This is a genomic window from Shewanella submarina (assembly GCF_042646185.1).
Lineage (GTDB): Bacteria > Pseudomonadota > Gammaproteobacteria > Enterobacterales > Shewanellaceae > Shewanella > Shewanella corallii.
The window spans coordinates 675,761-702,081 of sequence record NZ_JBHRTD010000006.1 but is presented as its reverse complement, the minus strand read 5'-3'; the positions used below and the strand labels follow the sequence as shown (position 1 = coordinate 702,081).

The 26,321-nt window shown below is 49.9% G+C and carries 21 protein-coding genes and 2 tRNA genes; 8 read left to right on the top strand and 15 right to left on the bottom strand.

Annotated elements, in window-relative coordinates; all coding sequences use genetic code 11:
- Positions 1-36: 36 nt before the first annotated feature.
- Entirely contained in the window at positions 37-753 is a 717-nt protein-coding gene (trmB, locus tag ACFOE0_RS06095) for a tRNA (guanosine(46)-N7)-methyltransferase TrmB (RefSeq protein ID WP_115135714.1), read from the bottom strand.
- Between the two features lie 265 nt (positions 754-1,018).
- Between trmB and mutY the strand changes: the two genes are divergently transcribed.
- From mutY to ACFOE0_RS06075, 4 genes are all read left to right on the top strand, one after another.
- Positions 1,019-2,089: an A/G-specific adenine glycosylase gene (gene mutY, locus ACFOE0_RS06090; protein ID WP_248935015.1), complete on the top strand. Its 1,071-nt coding sequence runs from the start codon at positions 1,019-1,021 to the stop codon at positions 2,087-2,089.
- 10 nt (positions 2,090-2,099) lie between these two features.
- A complete protein-coding gene (locus ACFOE0_RS06085; protein WP_115135716.1) occupies positions 2,100-2,375 on the top strand; it encodes an oxidative damage protection protein in 276 nt (91 codons plus the stop codon).
- 188 nt (positions 2,376-2,563) lie between these two features.
- Positions 2,564-2,639 (top strand) — tRNA-Phe (locus ACFOE0_RS06080).
- A gap of 7 nt (positions 2,640-2,646) precedes the next feature.
- Positions 2,647-2,722: transfer RNA gene (locus tag ACFOE0_RS06075), tRNA-Thr, on the top strand.
- 269 nt (positions 2,723-2,991) lie between these two features.
- Here ACFOE0_RS06075 and ACFOE0_RS06070 read toward each other — a convergent pair.
- From ACFOE0_RS06070 to ACFOE0_RS06025, 10 genes are all read right to left on the bottom strand, one after another.
- Complete coding sequence (locus ACFOE0_RS06070; RefSeq protein WP_380711588.1) at positions 2,992-4,314, bottom strand: sugar MFS transporter; 1,323 nt, start codon at positions 4,312-4,314, stop codon at positions 2,992-2,994.
- A gap of 256 nt (positions 4,315-4,570) precedes the next feature.
- A complete protein-coding gene (gene nagX, locus ACFOE0_RS06065) occupies positions 4,571-5,737 on the bottom strand; it encodes a transmembrane glucosamine N-acetyltransferase NagX (protein ID WP_380711586.1) in 1,167 nt (388 codons plus the stop codon).
- 36 nt (positions 5,738-5,773) lie between these two features.
- On the bottom strand, positions 5,774-6,901 hold the full coding sequence (gene nagA, locus ACFOE0_RS06060) for an N-acetylglucosamine-6-phosphate deacetylase (protein WP_248935017.1): 1,128 nt from the start codon (positions 6,899-6,901) through the stop codon (positions 5,774-5,776).
- 51 nt (positions 6,902-6,952) lie between these two features.
- Positions 6,953-7,951 carry a glucosamine-6-phosphate deaminase NagB-II gene (gene nagB-II, locus ACFOE0_RS06055; RefSeq protein ID WP_248935018.1) on the bottom strand — a complete coding sequence of 333 codons (999 nt, stop codon included), beginning with the start codon at positions 7,949-7,951 and terminating at the stop codon, positions 6,953-6,955.
- Between the two features lie 25 nt (positions 7,952-7,976).
- Positions 7,977-8,876, bottom strand: coding sequence for an N-acetylglucosamine kinase (gene nagK / locus ACFOE0_RS06050; protein WP_248935019.1), 900 nt, complete (start codon positions 8,874-8,876; stop codon positions 7,977-7,979).
- Positions 8,877-9,155: 279 nt separating this feature from the next.
- Complete coding sequence (locus ACFOE0_RS06045) at positions 9,156-11,801, bottom strand: family 20 glycosylhydrolase (protein ID WP_248935020.1); 2,646 nt, start codon at positions 11,799-11,801, stop codon at positions 9,156-9,158.
- Between the two features lie 483 nt (positions 11,802-12,284).
- Positions 12,285-12,983: a SapC family protein gene (locus ACFOE0_RS06040; protein WP_248935021.1), complete on the bottom strand. Its 699-nt coding sequence runs from the start codon at positions 12,981-12,983 to the stop codon at positions 12,285-12,287.
- A gap of 153 nt (positions 12,984-13,136) precedes the next feature.
- Positions 13,137-13,781, bottom strand: a complete 645-nt coding sequence (locus ACFOE0_RS06035; protein ID WP_248935529.1) for a putative 2OG-Fe(II) oxygenase — start codon at positions 13,779-13,781, stop codon at positions 13,137-13,139.
- Positions 13,774-15,306 carry a tryptophan halogenase family protein gene (locus tag ACFOE0_RS06030; RefSeq protein WP_248935022.1) on the bottom strand — a complete coding sequence of 511 codons (1,533 nt, stop codon included), beginning with the start codon at positions 15,304-15,306 and terminating at the stop codon, positions 13,774-13,776. The genes ACFOE0_RS06035 and ACFOE0_RS06030 overlap by 8 nt, the downstream gene beginning before the upstream one ends.
- Positions 15,307-15,370: 64 nt before the next feature.
- Positions 15,371-18,016 (bottom strand): TonB-dependent receptor, encoded by a 2,646-nt coding sequence (locus ACFOE0_RS06025; RefSeq protein ID WP_248935023.1) that lies wholly within the window; start codon positions 18,014-18,016, stop codon positions 15,371-15,373.
- Between the two features lie 383 nt (positions 18,017-18,399).
- Between ACFOE0_RS06025 and ACFOE0_RS06020 the strand changes: the two genes are divergently transcribed.
- Together ACFOE0_RS06020 and ACFOE0_RS06015 are read left to right on the top strand one after the other, a co-directional pair.
- Positions 18,400-19,416 carry a LacI family DNA-binding transcriptional regulator gene (locus ACFOE0_RS06020; protein ID WP_248935024.1) on the top strand — a complete coding sequence of 339 codons (1,017 nt, stop codon included), beginning with the start codon at positions 18,400-18,402 and terminating at the stop codon, positions 19,414-19,416.
- 74 nt (positions 19,417-19,490) lie between these two features.
- Positions 19,491-20,327, top strand: coding sequence for a phospholipase A (locus ACFOE0_RS06015; RefSeq protein WP_248935025.1), 837 nt, complete (start codon positions 19,491-19,493; stop codon positions 20,325-20,327).
- A gap of 55 nt (positions 20,328-20,382) precedes the next feature.
- On the opposite strand, the gene glnB is transcribed toward ACFOE0_RS06015, so the two are convergent.
- The gene (glnB, locus tag ACFOE0_RS06010) at positions 20,383-20,721 is read right to left on the bottom strand and encodes a nitrogen regulatory protein P-II (RefSeq protein WP_115135727.1); all 339 of its coding nucleotides are present in this window, start codon (positions 20,719-20,721) and stop codon (positions 20,383-20,385) included.
- A 160-nt stretch (positions 20,722-20,881) separates the two neighbouring features.
- On the opposite strand from glnB, the gene ACFOE0_RS06005 reads away from it, so the two are divergent.
- Positions 20,882-21,412: a GspH/FimT family pseudopilin gene (locus ACFOE0_RS06005; RefSeq protein WP_248935026.1), complete on the top strand. Its 531-nt coding sequence runs from the start codon at positions 20,882-20,884 to the stop codon at positions 21,410-21,412.
- Between the two features lie 89 nt (positions 21,413-21,501).
- On the top strand, positions 21,502-22,032 hold the full coding sequence (locus ACFOE0_RS06000; protein WP_248935027.1) for a GspH/FimT family pseudopilin: 531 nt from the start codon (positions 21,502-21,504) through the stop codon (positions 22,030-22,032).
- Between the two features lie 12 nt (positions 22,033-22,044).
- On the opposite strand, the gene ACFOE0_RS05995 is transcribed toward ACFOE0_RS06000, so the two are convergent.
- The 3 genes from ACFOE0_RS05995 to ACFOE0_RS05985 are packed head-to-tail and all read right to left on the bottom strand — an operon-like array spanning position 22,045 to position 26,318.
- Positions 22,045-22,356 (bottom strand): TapY2 family type IVa secretion system protein, encoded by a 312-nt coding sequence (locus tag ACFOE0_RS05995; protein ID WP_248935028.1) that lies wholly within the window; start codon positions 22,354-22,356, stop codon positions 22,045-22,047.
- Positions 22,356-22,754, bottom strand: a complete 399-nt coding sequence (locus tag ACFOE0_RS05990) for a type IV pilin protein (RefSeq protein ID WP_248935029.1) — start codon at positions 22,752-22,754, stop codon at positions 22,356-22,358. The genes ACFOE0_RS05995 and ACFOE0_RS05990 overlap by 1 nt, the downstream gene beginning before the upstream one ends.
- Positions 22,755-22,769: 15 nt before the next feature.
- Positions 22,770-26,318, bottom strand: coding sequence for a pilus assembly protein (locus ACFOE0_RS05985; RefSeq protein WP_248935030.1), 3,549 nt, complete (start codon positions 26,316-26,318; stop codon positions 22,770-22,772).
- Positions 26,319-26,321: the final 3 nt, after the last annotated feature.

Genomic DNA, 26,321 nt, shown 5'->3' with positions numbered 1-26,321 from the left:
GGCGCGCCGGACAGAAAGCTGAGACTCAGTGGAAGATTAGTCCACTTTCTCGAACATCAGATCCCAAACACCATGACCCAAACGGTGGCCACGGGCTTCAAACTTGGTCAGAGGACGGTGATCCGGACGGGGAACATAGTCATTGGTTCCGGACTGGTTGCGGTAACCTTCTGCCGCGCTCATCACTTCCAGCATATGCTCGGCATAGTTTTCCCAGTCAGTAGCCATATGGAATACGCCACCAACTTTCAACTTACGGCGGATAAGCTGAGCAAATTCGCCCTGCACGATACGGCGCTTATGATGGCGCTTCTTGTGCCAGGGATCAGGGAAGAACAGCTGAACGCGTGCCAGAGAACCATCAGCAATGCTGTTTTCCAGCACTTCAATGGCATCGTGGTGATATACACGCAGATTGGTCACGTCAGCCTTACCGGCATCACTCAAACAAGCACCAACGCCGGGCTTGTGAACTTCAATACCGATAAAGTTCAATTCAGGAGCAGCAGCAGCCATTTCCACCAGAGATGCGCCCATACCAAAACCGATTTCCAACACAGTGTCCGCGTCGCGGCCAAATACTGTGTTCAGATCGATACTGTCAGGGGTATAGTCCAGCCCCATCGTCGGCCAATAGGCCTCCAGAGCCTGTTCCTGACCTTTGGTCAAACGGCCTTCTCTCAATACAAAGCTGCGGATTTTACGCAGATATTTGCCTTCTTCATTAAACTCAGCGGTGGTCACTTCGCTCATTGTTGCCTCGCCTGATTTGACGCCCAAAAACGGAAAAGAAGGGCATTATCCAAAGTTCACCCCACAGCGCAAGCTTTTCAGCCTTTACATGGGAAATTTTGTGGACAAATTACTGCGTATTCCTGCGAACCGGAGACAATAGCCGACAAGAGTGATCCTCTTATTGCCATCACAGGTATTCAGTGCGGACATTTGGTATTGTCTGACCTGTCGGGGCTGGCTACACTGCCCCCGCACCATTGGCACAAGCAGCAATCGGAACACTATGACACAGCAAGCAAGGCAGCAACAAGTCGCCCCCTTCTCTGACCGAATCATTGAGTGGTACGGACAACATGGCAGAAAACATCTGCCCTGGCAGCAAGATAAAACGCCGTATCGGGTGTGGATTTCAGAGATCATGTTGCAACAAACTCAGGTTGCGACGGTTATCCCTTACTATCAAAAGTTTATGGCCAGATTCCCGGATGTGGTCAGCCTTGCCGATGCCGATACTGATGAGGTGCTTCATCACTGGACAGGTCTGGGTTACTACGCCCGGGCCCGTAACCTGCACAAAGCCGCACAAAAAATACGTGACGAATTCAATGGCGTGTTCCCCGATGATTTTGAACAGGTGCTGGCTTTGCCCGGCATAGGCCGCTCTACCGCAGGCGCAGTGTTATCTCTGTCGTTGGGACAGCATCATCCAATTCTGGACGGCAATGTGAAGCGTGTATTGGCCCGTCATGGTGCGATTGCCGGATGGCCCGGCGAGAAGGCCGTAGAAACCCGCCTTTGGGAGCTAACCGGCCAATACACTCCTGTTGTCGGGGTTCAACAATATAACCAGGCCATGATGGATATAGGGGCGAGCATTTGCACCCGCAGCAAACCCTGGTGTGAACTGTGTCCGGTCGCAACAGATTGCAGCGCCCAGCGTCAGGGGCGGCAAACCGAGTTTCCCGGTAAAAAGCCGAAGAAACAGATCCCGGCGAAAAACGCATTTATGCTGATCGTTCAATCCGGCGATACCGTGCTGCTCAACAAGCGGCCTCCTGCGGGCATCTGGGGCGGACTTTGGTGTTTTCCTCAATTTGATACTCAATCAGATATGCAGGCTTATATAGAAGCGCAGGGCTTCACCACAGCGCCAACTGAGTTTGATGCTTTCCGCCATACCTTCAGTCATTACCATCTGGATATCAGTGCCTGGCATATCCCGGCCAATACCGCAGTCGAGTCTCAAATCATGGAATCCGGCAAGAGTCTCTGGTATAACCTTCGTCAACCCGAAAAAGTGGGTCTGGCCGCAGCAACCGAACGCTTGTTGACCGGACTTTCAGCAGGAAACTAAAGGAGTAACCATGGCTCGTACCGTAAACTGCGCCTATCTGAAAAAAGAAGCAGAAGGCCTGGATTTTCAACTTTATCCAGGAGAGCTGGGCAAGCGCATTTTTGACAGCATCAGCAAAGAAGCCTGGGCACTGTGGCAGCAAAAGCAGACCATGCTGATCAACGAAAAGAAGCTCAACATGATGAATGTTGATGACCGCAAGCTGCTGGAAGAGCAGATGGAAGCTTTCCTGTTCCAAGGGCAGGATGTTGAAATTGAAGGCTATGTGCCTCCAAGCGAAGATTGATTCTGCTTCAATCATGATACTTAAGGGCGCCGCGTGCGCCCTTTTTATTCGCTCGAGTGCAAATATTGAACGGTCAGACTTTTACAGGGAAAAATCACTTGCGAACCCGATCTCTAACTCGCTAAGATACGCCCACTTCGAAACGGCAACGCCGGTTCTGAAGTAGCAGACTGACACTCAGTTCAGTTGCCCGAATAGCTCAGTTGGTAGAGCAGCGGATTGAAAATCCGCGTGTCCCTGGTTCGATTCCGGGTTCGGGCACCACAATTAAGCCGGCATAGCTCAGTTGGTAGAGCAACTGACTTGTAATCAGTAGGTCCCGAGTTCGACTCTTGGTGCCGGCACCATAAAAAGTAAAAAAGCTGCCCTTGGGCGGCTTTTTTGCTTTTTACCTATCCGAAACTCCTTTCACTCAGTTTGTCGCAATATCCGGGCTACCAGGCATGCCCGTCTCCGGCGTCAGAGCGACCAACGAGCTATCAGCCCTTTACGCATCCAGATCGCGTGCTTATACATCTGGAGCTATAGAGAGCCAAGCCTTTTCGTTGAGCATAAAAAAACGCCCGCTCATGCGGGCGTTTTGCTATCCGGGTGTTCTTCGGTCCTGAGACCGGATTTACCACTTACGCATCTTATGGCCTTTCAGCGCATAAAAGAGGATAAACAGATAACATGGCAGGCCAATCCAGTAAGCAAACTGAGTACTGTCAAAATAGTGGGCCATCTTACCAAATGCCAATGGCAGGATTGCGCCACCAGAGATACCCATAATCAGCAGCGCCGAGCCTTGAGCTGTAAATTTGCCCAAACCTTCCAATGCCAGTGGCCATACCGCTGGCCACACCAGTGCATGAGCCAGACCCATGAGGGCTACAAAGGTGACCGCATCCGGGATAACAGGAATACCGGTCCAGCCCCACATCACATCGGCAATCAGAGTGCTTTCAGTGGACGCTGTTGCAGCACCAACAATACACAGTGCACCGGCTACGGCAGACAACAGCAGCGCAGTTTGCTGGCTCATAAAGCGGGGAATACAGGTCACACCAATCAGATAACCAAATACCATAAACACCATGGTGTAAGAGGTCAGCGAGGCGAAGTTGGCCACGCCAAGGTTCTCACCGAACAGACCAATGGTGTCACCGGCGATAACCTCTACCCCAACATAGGCGAACAGGGCAATGGCACCCAATACCACCTGAGGGAACTGCATGATGCTGCCCTTCTTATTGTGCTGGGTTTCCTCTTCTTCGAAGTCCAGCTCGGGCAGAGAGGAAAACTTAACCAGGCCAACCAGGAACAACAACGCGCCAGCCATGTAGACATATGGCATCACCAGGCGTGAAGACAGTTCGGAAATCTGTGCCTGACGCTCTGCTTCACTCAGCGCTGCCAGTGTGTCTGAGTTGAAGTTTTCCAGACCGGACAGCACCAGTGCGGTAAACATAATGGGCACAATAACGCCGGCGCCTTTGTTGATCAGGCCCATAATGGAGATACGCATTGCTGCACTTTCACGGGGGCCGATATGCACAACATAAGGATTGGAGGCGGTTTGCAGAATGGTCAGGCCAGTACCCAGCACAAACAGGGCAACCAGGAATGCCATATAGTTGGCACTTTGCGCCGCCGGGATAAACAGCAGCGAACCAACAACCATGATACCCAGGCCCAGAGCCATGCCATTTTTATAACCGGTACGCCTCAGAATAAATGACATGGGCAACGCCATGACTGTGTAGGCAATGTAGAAGGCAAAGGTAACAAACAAAGCCTGGAATTCATTCAGTTCACAGATAATTTTCAAAAAAGGAATGAGTGAACCGTTCAACCAGGTAACGAAACCGAAGATGAAGAACAACACCCCAATGATGGTCATTGGCAACACGCTGGAACGTGACTGGCCGTCGACTTTACTCGCAACTGTCATTGTCATAGTCCTGCTTCTTATAATAGTAATAATGTGAATTTATTCGGCAGTGCATGCCGTTCCCTGGCTTCCTCTCAACGGGAGAGGCAACCGATTCCGATAGCTTAAGTATCGGGATTTCGACAAGCAGGGCCTGCCGCTCAGGGGTTGTGACATCTTCGCATCTGATGTTTTTTCAGCAAGCCCTGATTTTTGATGTTAATGCAAGGTTTCAAAAAAGACAACGCTGTCATTTTTAAAACACTCCGCTAACAGAGTCGACTTATACCTTGATAAAGATATTGCGTCGGTACATCCACACCAGCAGCGCCCATTGTACTGCCAAGAATGCAATAACGGCCAGCAAAGGCTGCCAGGATGGCGTCACTGTGCTGACTATTCCGCCAAATACGCTGAGGGAGACATAGTCCCAGTTCACCAGGCTGGACGCCAGATAGATGATGATGGCGTTACAACCGATAACCACAAAGGGCATAGCCAGGCGTCTGAACTGGAGCAGATCCACCAGCACATAAAACAGGGATAACAGCAGCAGACTCCATCCCACAGTCACCAGCACAAAACTGCTGGTCCACAGCTCTTTGTTTACCGGCAGGACGATATCAGTCCCCCACCCCAGCAACAGGCTCAAAGCGCCTGCCCCAGCCATGATACCGGCCTTCTGCCAGCCACTGCGGGGAGACACAATCAAATGACCAGTAAAGACGCCGGCAAGCGCATTCACGATAGCAGGCAGTGTGGACAATATGCCTTCAGGATCCACCGGCCGGTTTTGATAACTGATCCCGGGCAGCAGGTGCTGGTCTACCCAGGCATTGATTGACACATCCGCGCCCAGACTCCCTGCCGGTACGCCGGGTAAAGGAAGCCAAAGGTGCATGGCGGCATATCCAAGCAATATACCCAGGGCTATGATGATTTGGGTTCGCAGCGAGGTGTGCCACACAATGATGGCGGCAAAGAACCAGGCAAAGGCGATACGGCCCAGTACACTGGCATAGCGAACGGACTCAGGGTCGGCTGGGATACCTGTGCCCCAGCCATGGTTGTAAAGTACCCCAAAGGCCAACAGCAGCAACAGACGCTTTACTGCATGCCGGTACTTGGGCATGCGCTGTGACATGGGGAGATGATCAAGACGTTTGGGTGACAGCCCGAGTGCGACACCGGAGAGGAAAATAAACAGAGGGAAAATAAGGTCGTAAAAGGTGAAGCCATGCCACTGGGTGTGTTTCATCTGGGCGTCGGCTGCCATCCAGCCAGACCAGGCGGTCAGAGCAAACAGAGCGGCAAACAGCTTTTCGCCGCCCAGAATCCAGAACATATCAAACCCACGCAGTGCATCCAGCGACATCAGCCTGGGCGGTTTTGTCCGGTTTGATTCACTGTCCAGCGACCCGGGCGGGGCTTCCTTGCTGAGTTCCGGCATGATGCCTCCTATTATTATTCTTGTTTTATCAGCACGTTAAAATACACGTTCTCCGCGGATAAAGCTTGCGCTGTTGCTCAGAGATTGATCCAGTAATGCCAGGTCTGCGCGATACCCTGCGGCTATACGGCCAATCTGTTTGTCCAATCCCAGATACTGAGCCGGGTACAAAGATGCCATACGCAGTGCTTCTTCACGGCTTTGCTGCAGGTCATTCACGGTATTGCGCACAGCGCTCGCCATATCCAGCACACAGCCGGCCAACTCACCGGTAATTGCGTTCAATCTGTCGCCCCGACGAACCACTTCAGTGCCAAACAATTCAAAGCTTTCACCCTCAGGCATCCCTACCGGCGGCATGGCATCTGTCACCAGCATCATCTTGCCTCTGGGTTTGGCCTTAATCGCAATACGGGCCGCAGCACTGTGAACATGGTGGCCATCAACAATCAGGCCACACCAGGTTCGCTCATCATCAATGGCGGCGCCGACTACACCAGGCTCTCTGGAGGTCAGCGGCGACATGGCATTATACAGATGGGTAAAACCTGAGGCCCCGGCATCAATGGCAGCCATCACAGTGTCGTAATCTGCGTTGGTATGGCCAAGACACACTTTTACACCGGCGTCTACCAAGGCGCGGATCACATCCGGGGAGACATTTTCGGGGGCCAGAGTCACGACTTTCACACCGAGATCCTGACGGCTGAATATCGCCAGTTCAGCATCACTGATCCTGCGAATGTGCCCCTGAGGATGTACACCTTTCTTGGGCACCGACAGGTGCGGGCCTTCAAAGTGAACACCCAGCACACCAGCACTGCCTGCAGCCAACGCGTCGGCTACGGCATCCGCGGCCCTGGCCATCACCTCAGCATCATCAGTGATCAAGGTTGGCAGGTAGCCGGTCGTCCCATAGACGGCATGTGCCTTGCCTATGGCCTCGATACCGGCTCTGTCGGTCTGACTGTTGAACAGTACACCACCGCCACCATTTACCTGTACATCAACAAAACCAGGGACCAAAGTGCCACTGACACGCTTCTCGGCAAAACGACTTTCACCATCCAGCGCCAGCACATGACCCTCTTCAATATTCACAGGGACAGAGCCAAGGAATTGCTCACCATCAAATACATTGTCTGCTATCAGGGTATATTTCATGCCATCTATTCCTGTTCTGTCGCTGCTACTCTTGTTATTGATTTTATTGGATTACAGGGTCTGTGTAACTTTCTTCAGCCCTTTCGGGTTATCCGGGTCAATGCCACGGGCCACTGCCACAGCGGCTACATCAATATAGAAACGTTGCAACAGTGCCAAAGGTGCCACACGCGGGTGGATTTCTGCGGCGGTTTGATTAAGGTGAATCATATCAGCGCCACGACCGGCCACATTCTCAATTTGCTCAATATGGCTGGCGTAGGACTCGTCCGCCACACAGGCGTCGATCACTGTCAGCTTGCTTTCCACCAGAGTTACAGGTCCATGGAGGAATTCTGCACTGGAGAAAGCCTCTGCGTGAATGCCGCATACCTCTTTCATCTTGAGCGCCAGCTCTTTGGAAATGGCATACCCCAGACCACGGCCAAGCACCACCAGATTACGAACATCACCCAGGGCTTCAGCAGTCAGTTGTGGCTGCGCATCGACTGCAGCCTGCAAAGAAGCAGGCAGCTGAGCCAACGCTTGCTTGAGACTGTCACTCTCGGTCCAGTATGCAGCCAGCTGCAACAGGGCTGACAGAGTTGCCAGGTAGCTCTTGGTAGCGGCAACGGCTTTCTCTTCACCGGCTTTCAGCGGCAGCACCACATCCACAATATCTTTGATTGGTGCAGACTCATCATTCACCAGAGCAACACAATATGCACCGGCATCTTTTGCCATTTTTGCCTGAGCCAGGATGTCAGGGCTGCGACCAGACTGGGAGATAACAATCACCAGACCATCGTTGAGACGCAAAGACTTGCCATAGACGCTGGCAACAGATGGTGCAGCAGCGAAAGTAGGAACACCCGCTTCAATTTCAAACAGATACTTGGCGAAAACGCCAGCATGATCGGAAGAGCCGCGACCGACAATCATCACAAACTTAGGGTCGAGTTCACGCAGGGCATGGCCCAATTGTTCGGCTTTAGCAGCGTTATGGGTCAGTTGCTCGGCAATTTTTTCAGGAGCGCTGCGCGCTTCCAGTTCCATAATAGTATTGGTCATTTCTTCACCTTAAACTCTGGCAATTTCAGTGTCTGTCATCATGACTGTGTTTGGCAAACAGGGCTGCACCCACTTCTGGCGGTGCCAGCGTAGGGGCGATTGCCTCTGCGATATCTTTATCCAGCCAGGGCTGCAGTGGCTCAGCAAGGCCGCCAATCATTGAGAATCTGGGAGGATTAACCGCCAGCAGGGCACGGGCCATTTGACTTATATATTCAGCGCCCTCAGTGACAATATTCAGCGCTACCTTATCTCCGGCCGCCGCGCACTCGAGCACAGATCTGGCGAGAGTGGCATAAACTGAAGAGGACTTACCGGCCAGCTTTTCCACTATGGCGGTGGTATCACTGGCCCCAAACTGCGCCATCAGTACAGGCGTCAGCTGTGTTTCCGGTGCGAACCCATCCAGACTGAGCAGCACATGTTCTGCGGCCTTCAGCCCAAGCCATGCACCGCTGCCCTTATCGCCCAAAGCGAAGCCATGACCGCCAAGGCACAGGGTTTCTTCACCCACGTGGGCATATCCGCATGACCCCGTACCGGTAATAATAACGGCGCCATCTTCCCCTTCATGGGCACCTATACAAGCGGTGTGCAGATCCGACGTCAGGTACATCGCCTTGAAAGGGTGCTGCCAGGCCGCCATCTTCTCAAACAGGCTGGGTACATTTACGCCAGCCAGGCCGGCACCGGCGATCAGCTCTGCAGCGCCCTCTGGCTTGAGATTGGCATCAGCCAACGCCAGTTGTACTGACTCTTCAATAGATTGGAACGCCTGCTCCAGGCCATGCAATGGGTTGGCCCGTCCGGCAACCCCGGTTCCCAACAGAACCAGATCTTCCGTGTAAATACTGGCCCGGCACTTACTGCCGCCGCCGTCGATGCCGATATAAGTCGGCTTAGATGCTGTCTGGCTTGCCCCCATGAAATTCCTCTTCGGGTTTGCTTTATTGTTATTGGCTCTGACGGCGTCAGTGTCTTCCCTTCGCCGCGGCGCTCCCGCAATGGGAATGGCTTTAAACCATACCCAGCCCTTTAGATATCCTGATTAAGCATGTTACCGAAAAAATGACAGCGTTGTCATTAATAATTTTAACCTAACGTTAATATTTGACCACAACAACAGCAACAATGACTTTGGAGGCAAAAAAGCCCATCCAGAGATGGGCTTTTATCTTCAATACTCAGTAGCACGACTTGGCTATTACTGGCCGACCCAGACTGTACGACTGCGGCGATTATTGTCCGGAGCAACAGAACGAACGGCGACAGGCAAGCTGACCTCGGTGCCGGGAGTATAAACCTGCCACTCCCCTTCCCCACTGCGATATTCAACCTTCAGGCCGGGGAAAATGGTGTTGGCAAACAGCTTCCCTTCCCTGACTACAGCCCCAGGTGTAGGCAATCGATACTCGACTCCGGCGATATCCAGCTTTGCCAGCTCCTTTTGCCCCAGGATATTGGCAACGCGCTGCCAATCCTGAGCCTGCGCTGCTCGCATTTCAGGTGTAAAGTAGCCTGAGGATTGGTTATAAACAGCGCCCTGATGACGATATGGCACTTCCCAGGAAGCCTTATGCCAGGCTCGTTCTGCCAACATCAGCGTCCGGGGGAACAACATGTAATCAACCATCTGGTCACTGCGCACCGTCTCACTCCACAACTGCCCCTGCATGCCGATAAAGCCTTTGCCTTTGGCGATAGGAGCTGACAGCACATTGCCCTTTTCATCCTTCTTTAAGGTGTCGTCGGCCTCATAAGCAAGGTCTTCAAGATCTGTCCACTGCTCAGCATTGGCAGGCAGATTATCCGGCATAAAGTTGAATATCCGCTGGCTGTTGTTGCGGCGCTGTGCCCAATAGTAGCCATGCTCTTTGGGTGTTGCCTCGTAAGGGAAGTCAAAGTAAAGCACATCGGGCGATGACAACACGGCATCCCAGCCATAGTTAACCTGCTTATGGGCGTTCTTATGACCACCACTGGCCAGGGTGTCCCACAAGTGAGTTTGAGATTCAGCAGGCATCTTCTCTACCCGGGTATGGCCCATACCATCGCTCCAGCCCGCGACTTCAATGCCTTTTTGCTCGAGTATATGGCTGATGCGCTCAATGAAGTAGGGACCGAGCTCATCCATGGAAGTCACGCCCTGATCGTTATTGGCAACGAAAGCTTCGCAGGCGGGAGACTTCACCCAGGCACCGGCAGTTTCATCGGCACCAATGTGGTAAAGCTCAAGAGGCAATCCAGCCTGTTTATGCAATCCAGCAATCTCATCAATCACCTTGTCGATAAACACAAAGGTGGATTCCATGCATACGTTTAACGTGTTGTCATCGTAATACTGGATGGATGAGTATAGGGTCTTGTCTTCAAAGTCAGTAAGCAGATACTGACGGGCAAGCTCTTCTTTACCCTGCTCCATAAAGGTGTGATATCTGGCTTCCATCGCCTTGACTGCGGCTCTGCTGTGGCCCGGCATATCCATTGATGGAATAACCCGGATCTGTCTGGCAGCGGCATATTGCAGCAGTTCGACATAATCCTGCTTACTGTAGTAGCCATTCACATCGACGTCTGCTTCAGGACCACTGCCCAGTTGAGGCAACAGACAGCTTCTTTCCTGCAGATCATGACAACGCTTGCTGCCAATATCAGTCAACTCTGGCAGGCCGTCGATTTCAAGACGCCAACCTTCGTCATCTCCCATGTGCAGATGCAACTGATTCAACTTATAAGCGTGCATCTGATCCAGCAGCTTGAGCATCTGCTGCTTGTCATGGAAATTACGTGATACATCGATATGCAGGCCACGATAGGCGTACCTGGGGCTGTCTTCCACTGTCACAACCGCGACAGTCTTGTTAGAGGTATCCAGCAGTGATGCCAGGGATACCAGAGCATGGTTAAAGCCTTTGCCACTGGCAGCTTCAATTTTAATGCCGTCCTGACCGGTCACCAGTCGATAGCTTTCATCCTCAAGCCCTTTGTCAACTGACAGGGAGACTGGCTGGCCACCATCTGCGGCCGGAACACCAAGTACAGAGAGGCGTTGCAGCGCAGCGTCTGCCGCCAGCTTATCAGCCTGAGTCGCCCTGCTATCCCAATTCAAAGAGATACCGGCAGACAGATCGACAGGGGCCGCACCTGCGGCAACAAAAATGGAGGATGGCGAGGGAATAATGCCAGGCGCTACAGCAGCAGACTCAAGTGCAGTTTGCTCGTTGGCCTTGTAGATGTCACCGGCGTCTGACCACTTCAACTTGTCAGACTCCCGGCGCAGATATTGCTCAGCACGCTCAAAAGGAACGACATGAGGACGGACTTCCATACCCGTGTCAGCATCAACATGGAGTTTGGTGCTGGCAATCACAACCGGAGAAAGCTCACCGGATGTCAGATAATAATTGGGCATACCATCAGACTCAGACAGCTGCCACAAGTCACCTACAAACGGAATGCTGATCTGCTGACCTGCTTTAAAGCCCTGGAATTTTTCAGTTGGGGATAGTCGATACAGATCCCCTTTGACATGAGTAATGGTGAACTGCTCGGAGTCGACGTTGAGTACGGGTCTCATCTGGCTGAAATAGATAGACCAGTCTGAAGCTGAGAAGTCTTTGAGGTGGGTCAGATGAATTGCCGCTTTGAAGCATCTGTCTTTACCTTCGCCACAGTGAGCCCCTGGCACATTGGTGATGACTTCATACTTAACATCCAGTTGTTGTCCCAGAGAATCCAGTACAGTCTGGGTCATCCCCTGCACCTGGACAGACTGGTTAGCAGCATCCTTGTCAGAGCAGGCCGTCAATCCCAGTACCAAGAGCGCGGCAGCGAGTTGGGTCCGTTTCATCTTCATCCCTCTTATTATCGTTATCTTTCCATTACCTTTGATAACTATATTAGTTTCAGCGAGTTAATTAAGGCTTAATCCGATGGGCGACACTCAGGAAGATACACTGGCATCCAACTCGAAGAAACGTCAGCACGCTGACAGGGGGAAGGCCAGTCCGGATACTATCTTACCGGATAAAAAAATGGCTGGAATCCCAAAGGACCCAGCCCATCATAGTTTCTGGGGAGAGACTATAAATTACAAATCGCATGTCGCCCGACCGTCATCGATTTGTAAAACTACACATGAATAAGAGACCTCTCCTTATCCATGCAGACCTTACAAGACCAGGTTGTCACACAAGCAAATGACAACGCTGTCATTTGCAATCTACACAAACCCGGCAAAAAGATCCACACCATTAACATATATTTTTCATTTATTTGTAAATTCAAGGCATAAAAAAACCGGCTAACGCCGGTTTTTTACCTACAACTGATATCAGCCCTGAGCCTCGGTACGAGCCAGACGGTTAATCTGTCCCAGAGATGTCAGGTGGCTGAAGATAGGTGCCAACAAACCACGCTTACGCAGGTCGTTAAACTGCTCTTCGCTCAGATCATTCAGTTTGGCTTCGTTAATCAGGTAGATACCATTGATGTTGCGCTTCTCGCCGTTCACTTCAACAGTCAGTGTCTGTGGGATAAACAGATCCAGCTCTGCCAGTGACTTAACCAATGCACGGCTGGCCTGATCCTGTTGGTAATGATCAATCAGGGCTTTCTTACGGGCGGCCAGATACTCTGTCTCTTCGGTGCCATTGAACAGGGCTTCACCCTCTTCCTTGGTTACCGCAGAGCTTTCTTCACGGATGCCGATCCAAACGCGCTCTTTGTCATCTGGGTTCAGTACCAGACCCAGAGGGTAATCGCGTACCACGTGAGGCAAATACAGTGCCTGCCAGGCGCCATCTTTTACCATCAGGTTCTGCCCTGGCTTCAGGCCCAGCATGGCTACTGACTGGAACTCACCCGTTTCGCTGTTTTTGACGAACACTACCGGGAAATCGATAGCGGCGCGACCAATCTCATGCAGCGTCACAGGCACAATATGCTGATCTGCCAGATGGCTGAAATCCACCTTGCCGATTTTCAGGTCGCCATGTTTGTTGCTGTCAAGCAGAGTAATAGGCTGCGTCATAACTCTCTCCATTCGTTATCGTTATTGTTACCGAAGAACTCCATGCCCCGGTCGAACAAGTCTGTTTTAAGATACAGGGCATCAATCTACACCAAAAATGTTTACAAATCCCAGCCTCTTGCCAAAGTTAAATGGATCTGTTGAATAAATAGGCTATTTGGGTGCAAATCCTATCTCTAAAATAATGCATGTTCTTGGCAAATCGTTAAGATGCGGGGTCGTGCCATGAAGAATGCAAGCATCGTGGCAGACCAATCTGCCGGCTTTAGCCTGAATCAGGTGGGTTTTATCCGCCGGGTATTCGCAGATACTGCCAGCCCTCATCACCTCGCTGTTATCGTCAATAAATACTAAGTCCGCACTATTTTCAGGAACCTGAGTGTAAAAGATGGCCACCATATGGGGTATATTCCACCCCGGAGCAGCATGGCGATGAGCTACTGCATCACAGCCTTTTGTCATGCGGTTTACCCAGGTCCGATGAAACTTCATTTTTTTAATATCACGGGTCTTATCGAGCCCGAAGTCAGCTGCGGCATACAAAACATTGGTCAATAGCCAACGTCCCAGTGGGTCCTGGGTAAAGTTCAAAATCTTTGGAATATTCAGCTTGTCGCTGAGATGCACTGTCGATAACGCCCTGCCACCTTTGGCATCAGGGACATTGTTTTGCTCAGCAACTTGAGGCAAAGCAAGCAATTGCTCAAGAGTTTCATCCCATCTCGCACATCCCGGATAGGTTTCAAACTCAGGGAAATCAAATACAGCAATATTTGCGCCTTTGAACGCCTCAACCATGGCCAAACTCCTTTTCGTAATGGAGTTTGAGTTTCTCTAACCACTCTTTGTGGCCAAGCAGAAACTGTGGAGCTTTCTTTACAAGCTCTGTGTTGTTTCTCATTAGTGACTCACTTTGCTCCACCTGTTGCGGTAACAGCGGGGGCACTTTGGTCACATACTTCATGCCATACAATACGTATAAAAAGTTCTTTTCATTGAATAAGTCAAACTGAGAAAAGAAATCCGTTCGCTGAGGATGAATAGATTTAAATTTAGCCAGCCTTGATGTTAGCTCTGAAGACCAGGTTTTTGGATCTCTGTTACGCTCCCAAAAATCCGAGTCTGTGCGGTCAGATAAACAGTAATGAAGTTTGATGAAATCAATCACCCTCTCCCAGACATAGCTACCGACCTGATTAAAGTAATCCCTGTGAGGTGGTACCTCTTGTTTGCTCGCAGGTATCGTACGCGCAAGCAGTTCAGCGCAAAAATCAGTTACCAGTATCGATGTCGCTTCCAACGGCTCAACAAAACCCTGAGCCAAACCAAGTGCGACACAGTTTCCTTGCCAAAATTTTTCACGGTAACCAATTGCCATGTCGATGCGCCTTGGATTAAAGCCATCCGGAGATATCCCCAGGTAATCGGCATACAGGCTCAAGGCTTCCTGCTCACTCATGTCCTGACTGGAGTAAACAAAACCAGTGCCTCTTCTTGTCGTTAATGGGATATCCCAAATCCATCCGGCTTTGTGAGCAGTTGCAGTGGTGTAGGGATTAAGTTGTTGCCCGCTCCTGAGAGGAACTTGCTGAACCAGTGCTTTATCGGTAAAGAGTTGTGATGACTTGTCTAAAAATGGCACACCTAACACTTTACTCAGCAGCACTGAGTGAAAACCACTGCAGTCAACATAGAAGTCGAATTTATGTTCATTACCTTGCTCATCAAACAGACACTGGATGTTACCGTCATCATCAACACGCCCATCGACAATAGTGGCATTCACCTGGCGAACAGCAAACCGCTTAATCGCATTACGACTCAGTAAATCAGCAAACTTTTTTGCATCAAAGTGATAGGCATAAGCAAGATCTCCCTGATACTCAGGTTGGCTAATTCTCTTTGGAGCAAAGCCAGCCTCGGCAATTCTGGCTTGAATACCAACATCGCCAAAGTCTCGTTCACCTGCCTTGGTAAGCCAGAAAGGTGTGATGTCGAAGCCGCCGGGATAGGGAGAGTCAAATGGATGATAATAGAAGTTGTCCCCATGAGTTTCAGGACACAGCCATTGTGCGAACTTAATTCCCTGTTTAAAAGTCGCATCACAGCTGATGAGGAGTTCCGCTTCAGAGATCCCAAATCGTTGTAATCCCTTAGTAATATATGGGACGGTCCCCTCTCCCACGCCTATTGTAGGAATATTCTCAGACTCAATAACTGTGATTTCACAGTCAGGATCCGCACTCAACTGCGCGCCTAGGTGATTAGCTGCGATCCACCCCGCTGTGCCGCCCCCTAATATCGCGATTTTCTTAATTTCCATATTCAACTCCCACGAATAAAAAAACCCAGCGCTAACTGGGTTTTTTATCATAAAGTTCTATCACTTAGAAAATCAGGCTAGCACCCAGTTTATAGGTGGTCTCACCTTTAAATGACCAAGTTGGGAAGTCATCCTGCAGTGCTGGCTTAACATCAGTACCGACACCGGCCGCACCATATTGAACATCATCTTCGCCGGTCAGGTTAACCATTTCCAGGCTCAGAGCGATGTTTTCAGTGACGTTCCAACCCAGAGTGACATCCAGAGTACCGAAGTCATCGTGCATACGGTTACCATAGTACTTGCCGTATTCACGGATCATGTACTCACTACGCCAGTTATATGCTGCACGGGCAGAGAAGTCATCGTTCTCCCAGTAACCCACCAGGTTAGTGGTGTGACGTGATGCCTCAGTGAACAGGCCAATGTTATCGGTATAAACTTCCGCAGGAGCAGTACCATCTGTGTAGGTGTAGTTTGCGTTAATACCGAAGCCATTGTCCCAGGCATGGTTCAACTGCAATTCAATACCATCGATAGAACCACCACCGGCATTCTGATAACGGTTTACAGTCCAGTCATCGGCACCAATATCTTCGTTGATTACACCAATCTGTTGGTTAAACTCAGTGGTCGCCACAATGAAGTTGCTGATATCTTTGATAAAGTAGGTCGCAGACAGCAGGTTACCGTCGCCATAGTAGTACTCAAGACTCACGTCAGCCTGAGAAGACTTCATTGGCAGCAGTGCAGGGTTACCATAAGTGATCTCTTCGTTGCCTACGCGGTCATCTGGATAACCGGAAGAAGTAGACAGGAACAGATTGTCGTAATTTGGACGGGTAATCGCCTGTCCCGCAGACATTCTCAGGATCAGATCTGTGTCCAGGTCAAATGCAATGTTGATGCTTGGCAGCACGTCATCATAGCTGTCTTTGATACTCTGAGTAGCTGTGCTCCAACCGGCATTCAGGCCCAGATTGTCAGCAGGTGAGTTATCAATTACGTGACCGGTAGAGGTAACAGAAGTGTGGATATAGCGTACACCGAAGTTACCGCGGAAACCTTCGCCAGCAAAGGTAAACATACCGTATGCACTGAAGTTATCTTCTTCAATCATGCCATAGGCAGGACGGCTATAAACAAACTCATCAACCAGAGAATTGGTTGCATTGATCATGGCATCCAGGTTTGCTTTGGGAATAGTCCACTCGTCGTAACCCAGCTTCATGGTACCGCTGTACAGATCTGCAGTATTGAAAGAGTTTGTCAGCGTAGGATCATATACCGCACGATACTCAGCTTTTTCAAAAGTATGCTCGGTGTAACGAAGACCGGTTTCAAACTGGTTGATAACGCCCATGTCCAGATCGAAGTCCAGGTCAATCTGTCCATAGGTTTCTTCATCTGAGTTTGGTCCCTGAATACCTGTCCAGGTAGAGGTACCTACTGTGGTATCCAGATCTTCAACGCCAAAGCTCATATCGCGGCCGTTGATATCGATCTGCTTTCCGGTTGCATCTACAGTACCGGCCCACTGGGTATTATGGAAACGGTCACCCCACCAGCCATAACCGAAGTTGGCTGTCATTTGTGTACCACCCTCAGCTTGAGTGTGGCCAGCGGTGAATTTGGCATTCCAAGTGTCAGCTTGATAGGCAGCGTTGAATTCGAAGGTGTCAGAAGTCATCTCACCTGTACGCGCCCAGTTCTGGAAGAAAACACGTGATGGATCACTTTCTGGCGTTACGCTTACAGTACAGACTCCCGCGTCATTGAACTGCTGGCAGTTGGACTCACCCTCACCCCAGTCGGTATCAGTATTGATGTACATGTTGGCACCAATGCTGTCGGCACCCAATTTCAATGACAGATACTGAGCATCAAATTCCCAGTTGTCATTGGGACGGAACTGAACCGTAGCATTGTATGCAGTACGTTGCTGATCCTGCAAAAAGCTTGATGGCTGAATGGAAGAGCGGCCACCCCAATCCAAATCTGCTTCAGTACCTACACGCAGATACTCACGATCCAGGTGAGCGGCAGAAACAAGAACACCGAATGTTTCATCCTCATTCTTCCAGCTATACAAGCCGGACAACTCAGGAGAAACTTCCTCACTGATTGAACCGTATTCGCCATTTACTGACATAAACAGTGAATTGGCATCCATATCCAGAGGTTTACGGGTTTCAACTATTACAGTACCACCGATACCGCCCTCTACCAGATTGGCCTGAGTAGACTTGTATACCTTGATATCGCCTACCAGCTCGGAAGGAAGCATGGAGTAGTTGAACGAACGGTCAATGTTCATCTGGTCATACCAACCAGTTGATGCCACATTCTGGCCATTCAGCGTTGTCAACGTCATCAGTGGGTCAGTACCACGAATAGACACAGAGCTACCCTGACCAAATGCACGGCCAACGGTTACGCCAGGAATTCGTGCCAAGGCCTGACCAATATCTGAGTCAGGGAACTTACCAATGTCTTCAGCAGTTACAGCATCAACTACTGCATCTGAAAAACGTTTGTCATTGATATTGGCTTTGTTGGAAGCGCGGATACCGCGTACTTCAATCTTCTCAATATTGTCGGCGTTCGGCTCAGAGGTTTCTGCGGCTACAGAATGCAAAGACACAGCGCCGCCAAGCAGCACTGCAATGTTCGTCGCCAGTACAGATTTTCTAAAGGTTGATGGTCGCATCTCGTTTCCCTTCTTCAGCTTTTCTTATCTTTTTTTATCCATAACCATTCCCTTGGGAATGACAACGCTGTCATGTCTGTCGATAAACATTACACAAAAATTAACGCCAAGACCACAACAAAATAACCAGCGCGCGAATTTTAACGGCAAACCCGTTCACATTTAAACAACCGGAAGTCAAACTTAATCTTTGTAAACAATATGTTGCGAACAACATCAACAAATACCATTGCTCCCGACATCAGCCCGAATTGACTGACATCACACATTTTTTCTGTCACAAGGATTTGTTTTTAAGCCAAAATAAGCACACTATTTAGCGGGCTGTTGTCATCAGCAAGCTGAATATTTGTGTTAACACTATGGGGAAACGGATTTAACAAATGAAAGTCACCATACATGATGTCGCCAAGTATGCAGGCGTCTCCATCAAAACAGTTTCCCGTGTTACCAACAAAGAGCCTTCGGTTAAGCAAGCGACGGTAGATAAGGTTAATGCAGCCATTAAAGCCCTTAACTACCAACCCAACCAATCCGCCCGCAGCCTGGCGGCGACCAAATCCTATGTAATTGGTTTTGTTTACGATAACCCCAATGCCTACTATGTCATTGATATGCAAAACGGCATTCTGTCGGCTTGCCGGGAACAGGGCTATGAACTGCTTATCCACCCCTGCGATGCAACAGATGAGGCTATCAGCGATAAGTTGATTGAGTTGGTCAGGCAAGCAAGACTGGCAGGTTTGGTCCTCACCCCGCCTCTTTCCGAAGATCCTGAAGTGCTCAAGGCGCTGGACTCCATAGACGCAAACTATGTCCGCATTATTGCGGGCGCCGAGGGCTCCAACACCTCTGGACTGAGTGTTCTGGTGGACGACCGCAGTGGTGCAGTTCAGATTACTGACCATCTGTTGTCACTGGGACACAGGGATATCGCCTTTTTAACCGGAGAGATGAGCCACCAATCCACGCTTGAGCGACTTGCGGGATATCAACAGGCAATGTCAGCCAAAGGGGTCTCAATACCGCAGGATTATATTCTCGAAGGCAAGTACTCTTTTGAGTCCGGTGTAACAGGAGCCAAGCGTTTGCTCGAACTGGAAAACCGACCATCTGCTATTGTCGCCTGTAACGATGAAATAGCAGCAGGAGTCCTGGTGGCAGCCAGACTGGTGGGCGTTGATGTTCCGGGAGAGTTATCAATAGTTGGGTTTGAGGACAGTCCATTCTCGCGCCAAACCTGGCCAAAATTAACCACTGTGCACCAGCCCAATGAAGAGATTGCCAGAGTCGCAACCCGGGTGTTGATAGCAACCAGACAACAACAGAAAGCTCCCCGTGCCACAGTGTTTGTGCCAGAAGCCGTCGTCAGAGATTCAAGCTCAGGTTTTGCCGGTTAAACAAGGTTTAATGAGCCTATCCTTCCACCGGGGTTAAACTGAGGTTTACGTTTCCGAACCCATCGGTCACCACCATGCCCCCAAAAAGTATACTGCTTCTCGGCTGCTGCACATTGAACCTGATGTGCAGCGGTTATAGCCTCGCTGACGAATTTGAACACGACTTTATGCCCGCCAGGGATCAGTTCGAGCTCAGCGCTTACCAAGGCAATTACTTCCTCCCCTGGTACTACACCTCAGATCCCAACCAAACCTATTACGCCCCCCAGAACCCAAATGGTGGCGATATCAGCAAAACCAATTTTCAATTTCAGGTAAGCCTGAAATATGGCTTGGCGTCCAATCTGTTGACAGATAACGATGGTATTTACTTCAGCTACACCCAGGTAGCCAACTGGCAGGCCTACGATAGCTCAGCCTATTTCCGGGATACCCAGTATCAACCTGAACTCTTCTGGGTATTTTTAAATGATGTCGACCAGAACAACTGGCATTGGCGACATAGCCGGGTCGGATTTATGCATCAGTCCAACGGTAAAGGTGGCGAGTATGAACGCAGCTGGAACCGTTTTTACCTGGATTTTCAATTTGGTAAGGATCAACTGGCTGTCAATCTGCGCCCCTGGATACGAACTGACGTCCATGCCAGCAGGGATTACAACCCGGACATCGAGGACTATCTGGGCTACGGCGATATTCAACTTCAGTGGAAACCGGGAAGGCACACCATCAAATTAACCTTAAGGAACCAGATGGAAAGCAGTTTCTCCAAAGGTTACGAGGAGCTTAGTTGGCAGTTTCCCATCTACAAGAAACTGCATGGATATGTGAAGTTGCAATCGGGTTATGGCCTGACTATTTCAGACTATAATTCCTATGATAACGCCATAGGGATAGGTGTTGCGCTTTAGTCAGCAAGACAGAAAAGGCATCCCCGGGGATGCCTTTTTGAGTGGGTAGAGGTGATTACACCGCCTCTTCGTTTTCTTCTCCGGTACGGATTCTGATCACCCTTTCAATGTCGGTGACAAAGATTTTACCATCGCCGATCTTACCGGTACGGGCAGTTTCCACTATCACTTCCAGTGCCTGATCCAGCAACTCATCCTGAATAACCAGTTCAATCTTCACCTTTGGCAGAAAGTCGACCATATATTCGGCACCACGATACAGCTCAGTATGTCCTTTTTGGCGGCCAAACCCCTTGACCTCGGACACTGTCATGCCGGTGATACCAATGTCAGCCAATGCTTCACGCACATCATCCAATTTAAACGGCTTGATAATGGCCTCAACCTTCTTCATTAACCACTCCTGGAATAATCGTATCTTTGGGGAACAACACCTTAGCTTAGCACGGGCTGAGTTATTTGATAAATCTCCAGCTGCATTTATCCGCTCCCTGAGCCCCCTGCTAAACTCAAATAAGTACAGATAATTTCAATCAGGTCATCAAAGGATGTGTATGACCTCAGCCAAGGGACTGAATATGCCATGCAACAAAGGATTTTCGTTTATCGAGTTGGTTGTCGCCTTGGTAGTTGCCTCCATCCTGGTGACAGTAGCCATGCCAAATCTTACCAAGACTTATGACTTCTATCGTGCGGACAGTAATATCAGTAAAATTAAATCCTTTTTGATGACGGCCAGAACCCAGGCAATCAGCTATGGCGTCAGAATCACTGTCTGCCCGCTTGAGGGCACCAGCTGCGGCAGCGACTGGTCTAAAGGGATGAGTATGTTTGTCGACTCTGGCTCAAGTAATGTGGTCGATGGCGATGATCAGATCCTGCAAGTCATACAGGCCTTTGATACCGCCGATACCCTTGTTTACAGCCGCAACGCGGTCAGATTCCTTCCCACAGGATTAGCCTCAGGTACCAACGGTACATTCAGATACTGCCCCTCTTCAACCGACAGCAAAGAGTCTGTCGGTCTGGTCGTCAATAATGATGGCCGAGTCCGCGACAGCACATCGTCAATCACTTGTCAGTAGGCCTTGATTTGTCAGGGAATTGGCAGCTGAAATCCGCTGAAATAGCGGATATACTGTTGTGATTGGACTCACACACCGGACAGTGAACAATGGACAGGAAGACTCAGGGATTCACCCTGGTGGAGCTGCTTATCGCGTTGACTATTTTGGTCATACTGCTATCTGTAGGCATTCCATCCATGAAAAGCAGTTATGAACATATCCGCGCTGACAATGGTATCAGGGATATTCAGCAGGGATTGACCTTTGCCCGCAGCTACGCAGTCAGCTACGGTGCTTCCGTGTCCATGTGTGCCAATAATAATGGTACATGTGGCTCTGATTGGAGCAAAGGCTACTTAATCTATGTGTCGGATACTGCAGGAACCGTACTACAAGGTGAAAGCGGTAATGATGGTATCCTGAAAGTTCATGAAGGTTTTGATGATGGTGACTTTATAAAGTACTCAGGTGGGAATCGGGTCATATTTAACTCGTCCGGCTTGGTGTCTTCACCAAATAAACAAACCAGTTTTGTTTATTGTCCGGGTAGCAAAACCTCATCCATGTCACTGACCAGTGAGTTGTTACTCAGTGGCAAAAGCCGGTTGGACGAATCCATATCCGGCAATTGCAACTGAGGGAGCCGCCACTTACCTGGCGGTCATTTTATCCAGCGCCTGGGCGTCAGCTGATGCAAAGTCATCGTTCATCTTTACGCATTCAACCACCTCTTTGATATAAGGCGTTGGTTTGTCCTTACTATAGGTCTGAGTACCCACCAGTTTGGCCATCAAAATGTTCTTCTTGTTTTCTTTCCAATGATAAAAACCAATTTGATAACCACGGGTTGTTTCCAGATAACACTTATAATCACTGGCTTTCTTATCTGAGGCCGCCTGAACACTAAATGCCCCGGTCGAGAACAGAGCAACCAAACATATCCCTATTATTTTTGTCTTCATTACCAACACTCCGGTTTGTTCTTGGCACCTGTTGAGCTCAGCGTCAGCGGGGTACAGTCTGCATCACGGCTTGCCTGAGCCCCCTGAGCCGTGGCGGTTAACGTGAAAGTCGAGCCTGCTACCGTTGCATCAATACTGTAATGGTCTCTTTCTGTTTTATACGGATCCGCAGCCAAACCAAGCTTAGTCATATCATCCGTATAACCACGAAAGTCCAAATAGTACTGTTCCTGCAGGTTAGCGATACGCATCAACTCTGACAAAGCTTCTGATCTGGCGCCTTCAGCCACATAGCGGGTGTAAGAGGGATAGGCTATCGATGCCAGGATCCCTATTATCACCACAACTATCATGAGTTCTATCAGGGTAAATCCTTTACTCTTCCTTAATTTACGCATCCAATGCACCTTTCACTACTCCTCAATGTGATAGTAAATCCGGTTAGCGCCCAGACCACCACCCACACACTTGTTATCGCCATCTGCGCATCCTTTAACGGACTGCAGCGGCTCCATCTGAGCACCCGCCTTACCTATCCCGATAAGATACATATAGCTGGGGTTGTCGCCATTGGGAGGCACAACAAGTTGTGGCGTATCCGGCACCCGCTCACCCACTTCCAAATACTCATGGCTATAGGTTCGCGTACCTTTATGTAAATCAAAAGCATACAACTTACCTAAGCCTTCTACCAGACAGGTATTTGCAGCCGATGAATCTCCCGGCACATAGGAGGTAAAAAACACCTTGCCCTGAACTATGGTCGCCCCAGCCAGCGATTTTTCACCCGGTTCTTTAAATGAGTAATACCAGCCACGCTTCTGTCCAAACAGAATATTGGCAGCTTCATCATCCTCTGCGGGGGCATTCTGGGTCACGTCATAGAGTGTAGATACAAACAAAGGCGCAGGTAAGGGGTTATCCGGAGTCCCTGTGAAAGAGCGGGTGACGACATTTCTATCCTGCAGCGCAAAAAACTTGTCGCTGCGGCTCTTATCTGATGGATTTGGCCTTAAACCACTACCAACGACCACTGCATCATAGGGGACATTTTGATAGGTCTTGGTACTTGTAGTTGTTCCGCCTTCTGTAACAGTGATCTGGCTGATGTTGGTAAATACCGTCTGTGCAACTGCTGGCTCCGAGAAAAAGCGGCGGTCCAACTCTGTATTGGTATTACTGCCCAGGGCTGCAAACTTAAAGGCGGTCCAGGGTTTTTCACTGCTGGATGGATATGCTCCGGGCATATCAATTCGCCACACATTACCACCTGTATCCGTCGCATAAATTCTGTCGGTAAGGTGGTCACTGTTACTGTCCAGCACCGCCACTGAATTGGGAATGCTGTCAGTGAGGCCATTCAGATAGGTCTGTTCTGTCAAAGTACCGAAAGAGTGCACCATGGCGCCGGTTTCAGCATCCAGAACAAACACTGCACGTCCCATGGAATCCGCGCTGCCCAAATCTGTATTGTCTTTGGTTGATGGCGAATAGCCACCACCTATCACAAGCACAGGCTTGGCTGTAGCTGCATCCGTGTTCCCTGCTGGCCAGCCGGGAATCATGGTTACAACCGGTTCTGCCCAGGTTTGCCCCAACTCCGCCATCCCTTTGCTGTCCGGATCAACCTTCCACATCAAAGTGGGGGAGTCAGGATTGGTAATATCGATGGCATAATAAGATTTACCACCTCTTCTCATCCCTACAAACAGCCAGGCCTTTTCTATGCCACTGGGGCCGGTTTTTACATAAGCAACCGGCGAACTGTCCATACCATAGATAGAGTGGACCCCGGTAGGCACATTGGCTCTGAGCTTAGCGACATTGGGCAACAACTCATAAGGCATAAATGCCCAGGATTCGCTGACAGTCTCTCCTGCATCTTTAAACATATGCAGAAAACCATGATTAGTCCCCATTATCACCCTGATGTCCGGTGCTGCAGAGGTACCGAAGTTAATCGCCAACGGTTTAGAGTGCAGGGGATCGCCCATTATGTCGCCACGGGTATCTGTAGTACTTTTATCCTGATTGTCATCATCTACATCAGTACCGTATAACCAGGCAAATGTGTCAGGCAATTGCCCTTCCGTGATTCCCATAAAGGCCGCTAAATCAGCGGAAGAACCCGCTGTGCTGGCAGCGTTATTTGAGGTGAGCTGCAGTAAGGTCCCACCAGCCCCCAGGTTGGAGTACAGTTTACGAGTGCTTTGCTTGGTAAGAGATTCTGCTGCACCACCGGTTCTGACATCATTACCATCACCTCCGTCCGGTGCACCACTGCAGGTACCTGAACTGGTCCAAAATGAGCAGGCAGACGATTTCAGGTTACCATCATCGGCAATCGCAGCATTACCGTTGGCATCGACAATATCTCCACCGCCAGTCACTTTAAACTTCTTGAGGTTACCCCGCCATCTGGGCCCTTTATTAGGCAAAAACATGGCGTAATAAACTGAGTCAAAGGTCAAAGTACGGTCGAAGTTATTACTGGCAATTGACGGAGAGGTAAAGCTGGCATTGACCTCGAGAATTTCGGAAAACACCTGCTGCAACGCAGCACTCAGGTCTGTCGCACTCTTAGCGGCAAAATACTTACCGCCACCTCTTTCCGCTGTCTCACTCAACAACTCTGCCGCATCGGCAGCCCCTTCACTGAAGCCTATGGTGTAAGTCTTAACCGTTTGCTTATCGTCAGTGTCATCCTGATTAATATCCTGGGTGTACATCCATTCAGCAAGATTTGGAAGGTAACTGCTAAAACCAAGGGCATCGTCAACATAAGCTGTGGTGTCTACACTCGGCAATCCCTTTACCAAATGATTGGCGTTAGCATCTACGGTGGGCACGCCATCTGTGATATAGACGACATAAGCTTGGTTTTGACAGTTTTTAAACGGCGAAATATAGACGCCATGATTCTCAATACTGGTATCCCGTGGAGGAGTATTAGGCTGATAGTTATAGTTGGATGGCGGAGCATCCTTGTCACCAAAGGTCACAGCCTCACCCGCAAAATATTGTTTTGCCTCGTAAAGCGTTTCACACAAAGGCGTATTGGTTTCGGGGTCCAAACCACCGATAGTGTCGAGCAAATCGATTTTGCTGGCTTCATCCAGACGGTCAATGCCAGCCACTATCCGGCCACCATCAGCATCACCTTCATTCCAGGCATTGATGTTGAAAACCGCCAGGCCAAAGTCCACGCCAGGGGTGGTCACAATCGTGTTTTTTATCACATCTTTGGCAATGTCGATGCGGCTGCGGGGAACGGTTTCCTTGTCACCGTGGTACCAACGAAGATAGTTGTCAGTATATAAAGTCAGAGGCTGACCTGTGCCAAACCCGGTTAACCTTGCTTTTTCCAGAGCAGCATTTTTCTCAGCTTCGGTCGACGTACCGTCAATGGAGGTATAAAGGACTGGATTTTGCTTGGTACCCTCGCTGTCTATCGGGAAACCCGAAGGCTGTCCAGGCGCGTTTCCCCACTTACCAGCATCAATATCGTCGAAACAATCGATAACTGTGATATTGGCACCTTCATTATCAGGAACCTCTTCCCAGGTTCCGTTTTGCCCCTTGAAAGTGTACTCACGGAAAAAGCCGGTAAATACACCATAGTCTTCCAGGTAACTTTTGGAGGTCTCACAACCGTTGATTTCCGCCAGGAATCGGCGACTTTCAGATGGAGAGTCTGGAGTGGGCAGCGAAGTGCTGTCGATTCCCCCCTTGGTGAAATAGATCATCTCATCCGAATAGGAGTTATCGCTGCCAATAGCGGGATACACAGTATCGGAATCATAGGGGGCTTCTGCGTTCTGCTCAATCGTACGCATACTGCCCGAGTTATCAAAAATAATCAGTACCTGAGGACGCGCCCCTGCTCTAACTGAGGACTCAAATACATAAAGCTCAGTATCATCGGCAAAACTGCCACCGACGAAACACGCAGAGGCAATCATACC

What these genes read in the sequence shown, in the direction of transcription:
- glnB (WP_115135727.1), bottom strand. Translation starts at nt 20,721, where the DNA reads ATGAAGAAGGTTGAGGCCATTATCAAGCCGTTTAAATTGGATGATGTG.
- ACFOE0_RS06005 (WP_248935026.1), top strand. Translation starts at nt 20,882, where the DNA reads ATGACCTCAGCCAAGGGACTGAATATGCCATGCAACAAAGGATTTTCG.
- ACFOE0_RS06035 (WP_248935529.1), bottom strand. Translation starts at nt 13,781, where the DNA reads ATGGTTGAGGCGTTCAAAGGCGCAAATATTGCTGTATTTGATTTCCCT.
- ACFOE0_RS06020 (WP_248935024.1), top strand. Translation starts at nt 18,400, where the DNA reads ATGAAAGTCACCATACATGATGTCGCCAAGTATGCAGGCGTCTCCATC.
- mutY (WP_248935015.1), top strand. Translation starts at nt 1,019, where the DNA reads ATGACACAGCAAGCAAGGCAGCAACAAGTCGCCCCCTTCTCTGACCGA.
- ACFOE0_RS06015 (WP_248935025.1), top strand. Translation starts at nt 19,491, where the DNA reads ATGCCCCCAAAAAGTATACTGCTTCTCGGCTGCTGCACATTGAACCTG.
- ACFOE0_RS06040 (WP_248935021.1), bottom strand. Translation starts at nt 12,983, where the DNA reads ATGACGCAGCCTATTACTCTGCTTGACAGCAACAAACATGGCGACCTG.
- nagA (WP_248935017.1), bottom strand. Translation starts at nt 6,901, where the DNA reads ATGAAATATACCCTGATAGCAGACAATGTATTTGATGGTGAGCAATTC.
- ACFOE0_RS06000 (WP_248935027.1), top strand. Translation starts at nt 21,502, where the DNA reads ATGGACAGGAAGACTCAGGGATTCACCCTGGTGGAGCTGCTTATCGCG.
- ACFOE0_RS05985 (WP_248935030.1), bottom strand. Translation starts at nt 26,318, where the DNA reads ATGATTGCCTCTGCGTGTTTCGTCGGTGGCAGTTTTGCCGATGATACT.
- nagX (WP_380711586.1), bottom strand. Translation starts at nt 5,737, where the DNA reads ATGCCGGAACTCAGCAAGGAAGCCCCGCCCGGGTCGCTGGACAGTGAA.
- ACFOE0_RS06030 (WP_248935022.1), bottom strand. Translation starts at nt 15,306, where the DNA reads ATGGAAATTAAGAAAATCGCGATATTAGGGGGCGGCACAGCGGGGTGG.
- ACFOE0_RS06025 (WP_248935023.1), bottom strand. Translation starts at nt 18,016, where the DNA reads ATGCGACCATCAACCTTTAGAAAATCTGTACTGGCGACGAACATTGCA.
- ACFOE0_RS05995 (WP_248935028.1), bottom strand. Translation starts at nt 22,356, where the DNA reads ATGAAGACAAAAATAATAGGGATATGTTTGGTTGCTCTGTTCTCGACC.
- ACFOE0_RS06070 (WP_380711588.1), bottom strand. Translation starts at nt 4,314, where the DNA reads ATGACAATGACAGTTGCGAGTAAAGTCGACGGCCAGTCACGTTCCAGC.
- nagK (WP_248935019.1), bottom strand. Translation starts at nt 8,876, where the DNA reads ATGGGGGCAAGCCAGACAGCATCTAAGCCGACTTATATCGGCATCGAC.
- nagB-II (WP_248935018.1), bottom strand. Translation starts at nt 7,951, where the DNA reads ATGACCAATACTATTATGGAACTGGAAGCGCGCAGCGCTCCTGAAAAA.
- ACFOE0_RS05990 (WP_248935029.1), bottom strand. Translation starts at nt 22,754, where the DNA reads ATGCGTAAATTAAGGAAGAGTAAAGGATTTACCCTGATAGAACTCATG.
- trmB (WP_115135714.1), bottom strand. Translation starts at nt 753, where the DNA reads ATGAGCGAAGTGACCACCGCTGAGTTTAATGAAGAAGGCAAATATCTG.
- ACFOE0_RS06085 (WP_115135716.1), top strand. Translation starts at nt 2,100, where the DNA reads ATGGCTCGTACCGTAAACTGCGCCTATCTGAAAAAAGAAGCAGAAGGC.
- ACFOE0_RS06045 (WP_248935020.1), bottom strand. Translation starts at nt 11,801, where the DNA reads ATGAAACGGACCCAACTCGCTGCCGCGCTCTTGGTACTGGGATTGACG.